Here is a 7149-nt window from a genome sequence, read left to right on the forward strand (position 1 = left end):
GCGTAGTCGAGCCAGTATTTCAGCTCGTCCTTGGTGCCTTCCTCGAAGGAGAGGTAATGCATCGCGTCGAGCAGTTCCTTCCAGGCTTCGTTCACTTCGGCCTGAGTGGCCTTATCGCTTTCAAAGACCTTCTGCGCGTTGTCGCGCGCCGCGATGAACTTCGTGCGGACGGATTCAACCAGTTTGTCAAGCTGCTCGTCGGTCACTTCGTTCGCCTTCTCCAGCAGGGTTTCCAGAACATCCTTGTTCACGCTGGTGAAGGTGAAGCGCAGGACCGTCTTGTCGTTCGGCATGGTACAGGTGTAGGTAAAGCCGTCGGCTTCAAACGGGATGTCCTCGCCGTTCAGCTTTGCGCTCGCAAACGGGCCGTTTGCCGGGGTGAAAGTAAAGGTCAGCTTCGTGCCCGGAACCACCTTCGCGCCGTAGATGCCGTTGCCGTCGATCAGCACGTCCGCCTCGCCGGCGATCTCCACATCCGCCTGGCTCGGGTTCCACTGCACGTTCAGCAGCTGCGGAAGCTGTTCCGCCTGCTCCACGAAATGGATGGTATAGGTTTTTTCACTGTCCGGATAACCGGGCACACCCACGGTGATCTGCGCGCTGCCGGGGAAGGACGCCGCCTGCTGGATCGTTACCGCCGCGTAAGACGCGTCGGCCACCGCTGTGACCACCGGAGCCGAAGATGATTTCGGCATTTCCACAGTATATTCCATTACAGCCTTGTCAAAGTCCAAATCAAAGACCGCGTGGTCGACGTCGACCCACTCTCCGTCCTTCTCATACTGGATTTTCCAGCTGTCCGGCGCTATAACGCCGTCGTCCCATGCACGGTACCAGCAGATTTCCGCCTGTTTTACGGTAATGGGTTCGTTAAAGGCGTATTCCACCCACTGGATTCCCGCTTCCGGATACGTGGACCAGGTGGAGCCCGTACCGACCTCCGCCGAGGTATCCCAGCCTTTTCCATCGTTGACAGCCTTCAGCGTGGACCACTCTTCACAGGTATAGGAAGCGGATACCATTGCATCCTGCTCCGCATATGTACCGTCCGCTTTCTGCAGGCGGAACTCTTTCATGCCGACAGACTTTTGGCCTTCCATCAGCACACGGAATTTGTTTGCGGTAACCGGCGTAAAGTCCGCTTCATTTAACGTATTGTACTCGGTTGCATACGGTTTGTGGCCATACTGCACGGAGGAAAGCGAAACTTTATTGAAATCAATGGCTCCCAGCTGCCCTTGGAGTTTCCACTCCATAATGCCGGAAGCAACCTTTTTCACGTCGTTCTTGATGTTCAACCGGATTTTATCCGTCACAATGGGGGTAAAGCCGTATCTGTTATACTGGTTTTTGATAAAACTTTTGTATTCTTCTGTCTGTGTAACCGGAACAAATTCCGTGCCGTTCCAGTAAACGATCTCCAGCCCATCCGGAACCTTCACGCCGCCGTTGTCGTCGTACCATTTGATGTCGCAGCCCCACAGGGTAATCGGCTCCTCAAAGTCGTACTGTACCCACGGGTTGAGCGGTCCCGACCAGGAGGTCCATCTGGCGTCCGTCCCGTCGTTCAGCGCGTCGATCGAATCATACTGATACACATACGACGCAGAGGCCTTCGCATAGCTTTCCAGCGGAACCTCTTTGAATTCTTCCGGCAGATAAATCGCCATCGCGCCGCTTTCACGGTTGTCCCACGCATAGTAGGGCGTCATGACCAAATCTGCATTGATTTCTTCATCTTTGATTTTCGCTTTGGTATGGGCGACCACCTGCATGGCGGGCTTTACACCGTAGTGGTCCTCGCTGGGCATTTCTGTCAGGGCAATTTCCTCATCAGTCAGCGGACGAATCACAATATTGTCCACCTCGTAGGCGCGGTTGTAACCGCGCAGGCCAATTTTGCCCGTCTGGTGCTCCAGGTCGTCAAAGGAACCAACCTTTTCCCCATTGACAAAGAACAGGAATTTGTTCTGGTAGGCAATTACCTTCAGCGTATAGGGAACGCCCAGTTGAATATCGTGCGTCTTTTTGCCCAATCTGGTCCAGCTGCCGTCGGCCTTGCCGTACTCGGCGCCCTCCAGGCTGATGCCGAAATAGTAGCCGTGGTAGTTGTCCGCGCCGGAGCCTTCCTTTGTGGAGCGGATCAGCATACCGGCGTTGCCGCTTTCCGTACCATCCGCACCCAGCGTAACCTGCATTTCCATAACCAGATCGCTCCAGGCCTCGTCGCCGGCGGTCAGTTTATTATTTGTGCTTTTCTGAACGGAAACCTTTCCCCCGGAAATGTCGATCTTGTCCGCCTCTCCCACCTTGGTCCATCTGGCCTTGGCGGCTTCGGCGTCTGCAAAGTCCTCGGAGAGATTCGCCTCCACATATTCTGGATATTCGATCTCCCGGTTAAACTTTTCATCCTCCAGGTTTTCCACCCACTTGGTGGAGAACGTCGCGTCGGTCAGCAGGATATACTTGGAAATCGGGTATTCGTTGTCCACCGCCTCCGCCGCGTAGACGATCGGGCCGCGTTTGACGGCGACCGCGCCCTCGTTCGCTTTGACCCGTGGGTCGCTGTAGGCGCGCTTTGTCTCCATCGGGAAGTTCAGATCGATGCTGTCCCCATCCGTCCAGGTCCGGCTCAGGGTAATATACCCCTCTTCGTCCGGCTCCGCGGAAATGGATTCCCCGTTCAGGGATATTGTATTGCCGTCCGTCGCCCATTCCGGGACGCGCAGACGGTAGGTAAAGGCCGTCGGCTCGTCAACCTCTACGGTGATCGCCGTTTCTCCCTGCCAGGGCATTTCCGTCTCCGTACGCAAAAGCACCGCGCCGCCCGACGTCTGGAGATTGGCCTCGTTGCCGATGTACAGATTCTGTGTGATGGTATCGCCCTGCTGGGTGTAAATATAACCGCCCAGAGCCTCAACCGTGCGCATCAGGTTCGGCGGGCAGCAGGCGGTGCCGAACCACTGGGAACGGTGCTTATTGCCTCCGCTGCTCATCGGGTTGCCGTAGAAGAAGGTCTCGCCGTCAAAGTCTACGCAGCTGATGATGCTGTTGTACAGGCCGCGTTCCACGATGTCGGCATATTTGCTCTCGCCGTACAGCAGGTTCATACGCTGGTTGAACATCACATTGGCGATGTTGGCGCAGGTTTCGCAGTAGGCCGTATCGTTGGGCAGGTCGTACGCCGCGCCGTAGCCCTCGTTCGCCGGGTTGGAGCCCACGCCGCCCGTCACATAGGTCTTTTTGTTTTCAATATCGTTCCACAGGGCCAGCAGCGCCTCGTCGTAACGGCCGTCCTGCTCCAGCAGGTTGACGTCCGCCATCGCGGTATACATGTACGCCGCGCGCACCGCATGGCCGGTGGCCTCTTTCTGATCCTTGACCGGCATGTGGTCCTGATCGTAAGACGCATTGTGGTTCGTTCCGTGGCGGTCCTCAAAATCGCCGCGCGTATCCAGGAAAAATTCCGCCAGCTTGACGTATTCCGGCGCCTTCGCCGCATAGTCGCCGCCGATCTCCTCGCAGAGGTTGGCCAGCTTGATCAGCGCCAGCTCAATCTCCTGGTGGCCGGGCACCTGCTTCCATTTGCCCTCGCCAAACAGGGAGTTTACATAGTCCGCATTTTTAATCGCCATGTCGAACAGACGGGTGTCCTGCCCGTTTGTAGCGCGGTAATGCGCGATCGCAGCCTCATAAAAATGGCCCGCGCAGTACAGCTCATGCAGGTTGAAATCCCACCACTTCGGCGTGTTTCCGCTTGCGCCCAAAATAAAGTAGGTGTCAAAATAACCGTTTTCCTCCTGTGCGTCCACATAGTAGGGAATCCACTCATCCAGCTTGTCGCGGATATACTGCTGCCCGTCGATGATCTCCTGATCCCCCATGGGGTCGATCTGCAGGGCGTAACACATGGATTCCAGCACCTTATGCACGTCGGAATCGACGTAGAACGCGCCCTGGAAGGAACCGTGCTCTTCACCGCGATGCATCTTGGCCGCGTTGATGATGTTGGGGATTCCGCCGCCGCCCTTTTCCACGTTGGCAATGCCGGTCGGAATAACTTTACAGATAAATTGCTTTTGGCGGGCGCCCCAGAAGTCGTCCGTAATTTTCACATGGGTAAAGTCGATGGATTTTGCCGGTTCCTCTGCGGCTTTTGCCGCCGTCCCGGCGGCAAAAGCTGTGGGAACGCCGGACAGCAGAACTGCGGCGCTGAGCAACCCGGCTAATAGCTGCCTTTTCAATGTAATTCCTCCTATTCAACTCCTAATGATACAAACCCTCTCCAGACGAACAGCTCTCTGCCCTCCCCTCTCTTTTCATTTGATCTCATATTTATCATAGCGACCTGGATTTGGTTTGTATTTATAAAAAGAGAACAAGATTGTACAAATTTTTAGCGTTAATATGAATTCCAGAAAAAATTTACCGGTTGCATGCTTGAATCGAAAAACCCCCGCTTTGAAAGCGGGGGTTTTTCACAAAACATATTCTTCGATCAGGGGAATCTTTCTTGCCAGAGCAACGGTTCCCACGCTCAGCAGGAACACCGCCAGAATCACCATCGGCACGCTGAACAGCGGCGCAAAATCAAAGGGATTCCACCGAAGCGCCTTAAACAGCAGATGAATGAACACCGGATGAATCAGATAGACGCCCCAGGTAGTTTCCGCCAGCTTGACGGTCCGTTCGGAAGGGGTGCGGTTCAGCAAGCTCTCCTGCAGCAGTAAATACACCCCCACCGTATACAGGCAGATTGGCATGGCACTGTAATCGCCCGCCGTAAATTGTTCCGCCGCAAAGGAACGCGCCACCAGCATCACCGCACCCAATCCCGCCGCCGCGCACGCCAGCGCGCGCATTTTCCCGCCATACGTTCCGCGCAGACGAAAGCACAGGCCGCCCGCCAGAAAGTAAAACAGGTACGGTCCCTTGACAGGAAGGAAAAATCCGCTTTTAAGCTGGAACGTCTCCTGCACCCAGGGCAGAAACGAATTAAACGCAAAGAGCAACAGCAGGGCTACAGAGGCCTCACGGTTGCCTGCCCGCTCAAAAAATGGCTTCATCACGGGGACCAACAGGTAAAGCCCGATAATCATATACAGGTACCACATGTGGTCCCAGAGATTCCCCGTAAAAATATCCACAACGCCAGTCAGCAGCATCGCGCCGTTCAACGATCTTGTTTCAAACACCTGCTGCATCAGGGAATACAGCAGGCCGAACAGCACCAGACAGAGCAGAATCCGGCGGATGTTTTTCCAGATGGTCTTATAGGTATAGGTCTTGCCGCTGTTTAAAAACAGCGCGCCGGAAATCATGATAAACAGCGGCACGGCAAAGTTCATTAACATAAACACCGTATTAAACGCCTGCTTTGCCGGCGGCCGGATCTCCGGAAAATTGCCGATCACACTGAAATAGACGTGAATCACCACCACGCCCAGCGCGCCGATCACACGCATAATCTCTATAAATCCGTACCATTCACTGGATTCGTTTTCTTCCATTCCCTTTCTTCCCTTCCCAACGCTGAGGACGCCATATCCAAAATTGCGCGTTTTTCTACAAAATCATACTACATTTCCAACGCAAACGCAAAAGCTTTTCCAACCTTTTCAAAAGTTTCTTACAAATTTGCATGGAAAACACAAACCGGCTCCCAAAAACACATTGGAAGCCGGTTGTAATCCTCAGCGCCCGTAAGGGCAGCGACGCGGCGCGCTCTTCAAAGTTGGCAGCCCATTGGTCATTTTTATCCACAATGCCTTTGCGGTCACTGACGCCATGCCGGAAATCCCAAATCCGGGGTTTCAAGATTTCAATCCCCAGTGCCCCTGCGGGCACTGACATTACCGCCAATGATTGCAACGTGATCCCCAAAGTATTTCAATCCCCAGTGCCCCTGCGGGCACTGACGCTGTCACCATCCTCGGAGTATCCTTTCCGGTATCATTTCAATCCCCAGTGCCCCTGCGGGCACTGACAGATGAGAGCGCTCAGGTCAACGGCAACAAGAATATTTCAATCCCCAGTGCCCCTGCGGGCACTGACAGCTACCTTCCTGCTCGTCATCGTTGTATACGCAATTTCAATCCCCAGTGCCCCTGCGGGCACTGACCCATGATTAATAAGCCAATTAATTTTCTCTATACATTTCAATCCCCAGTGCCCCTGCGGGCACTGACTTTATTTGATTTTTGACATCTCCGATCATAAACCATTTCAATCCCCAGTGCCCCTGCGGGCACTGACGGAACGGCTGGAAAACACCGTCGTGCAGAACCGGGAATTTCAATCCCCAGTGCCCCTGCGGGCACTGACGTAGTGGGTTCAGACCAAGCGCAGGCTTCAGGAATTTCAATCCCCAGTGCCCCTGCGGGCACTGACAAGTGGTTCCGCATTGCCGTACTGCCCGCAGATAAAATTTCAATCCCCAGTGCCCCTGCGGGCACTGACCTTTACAAGCTGCGATAATCTTGCTTAAAAATGCAGATTTCAATCCCCAGTGCCCCTGCGGGCACTGACGCCGCCCTCGTGCGGTACATGTATCCATATATCGATTTCAATCCCCAGTGCCCCTGCGGGCACTGACAGCAAAAGCTGCCAAACAACGCATTTGCGTTTGGTACAACTTTCATAGAAAACCTACATATTTGCCAATTTCCATTTTTATCATACCCTAACTTTGCTATCGATGCAACCCATAGAAGAACTATCATCTGCCTTTTCAAGTGCGAATTCCCCAGACTTTTTATGTGTGCTTCCGGTTCGCACTTTTGCCGCTTGCATTTGCATATAGAAGATGCGGAGGAGGCCGCTCATCACAAGCGGCCTCCTCTTTCAATCATAGCAATTTTGTAAATACAGGGAAAACCGTAATTACGGTTTTCTTCGCAGACCCCTTTGTGGGCTCTTAACCGACGGTTACCACACAATGCTGCTGGGCTTTTTCACCTGCCATGGTTGTGTATACGCCGGTGCTTTGGCCCGATGTGCCGACGGCCCAGACTCTGTAATAGCAGTCGTTGCCGATTTTCGCCACAAACTGCGTCTTGAGCACATTGCCGTTGCCCACAGTGAAGTTCGGGGCCGCATTGCTGCCGTTGACAACCGTCATCTTGAAGCAGTAGGCGCTGCCTCTCTTCA

General features: G+C 54.0%; 3 protein-coding genes and 1 CRISPR repeat array. All 3 genes read right to left on the reverse strand.

The annotated features are described in order from the left end of the window. Nucleotides 1-4244, reverse strand: a 4244-nt coding sequence (locus I4V53_RS13740) for a beta-L-arabinofuranosidase domain-containing protein (RefSeq protein ID WP_195986263.1), incomplete at its 3' end; no start/stop codon positions are given. Between the two features lie 234 nt (nucleotides 4245-4478). Beyond that, the gene (locus I4V53_RS13745; RefSeq protein ID WP_195986264.1) at nucleotides 4479-5510 is read right to left on the reverse strand and encodes an acyltransferase; all 1032 of its coding nucleotides are present in this window, start codon (nucleotides 5508-5510) and stop codon (nucleotides 4479-4481) included. Nucleotides 5511-5818: 308 nt separating this feature from the next. After that, nucleotides 5819-6595: a CRISPR direct-repeat array (repeat unit 33 nt; unit sequence ATTTCAATCCCCAGTGCCCCTGCGGGCACTGAC). Between the two features lie 321 nt (nucleotides 6596-6916). Continuing rightward, nucleotides 6917-7149, reverse strand: a 233-nt coding sequence (locus I4V53_RS13750) for a hypothetical protein (RefSeq protein WP_195986265.1), incomplete at its 5' end; no start/stop codon positions are given.

The sequence above is a fragment of the Clostridium sp. D33t1_170424_F3 genome, assembly GCF_015667585.1.
Taxonomy (GTDB): Bacteria; Bacillota; Clostridia; order Oscillospirales; family Acutalibacteraceae; genus Anaeromassilibacillus.

What these genes read in the sequence shown, in the direction of transcription:
- I4V53_RS13745 (WP_195986264.1), bottom strand. Translation starts at nt 5,510, where the DNA reads ATGGAAGAAAACGAATCCAGTGAATGGTACGGATTTATAGAGATTATG.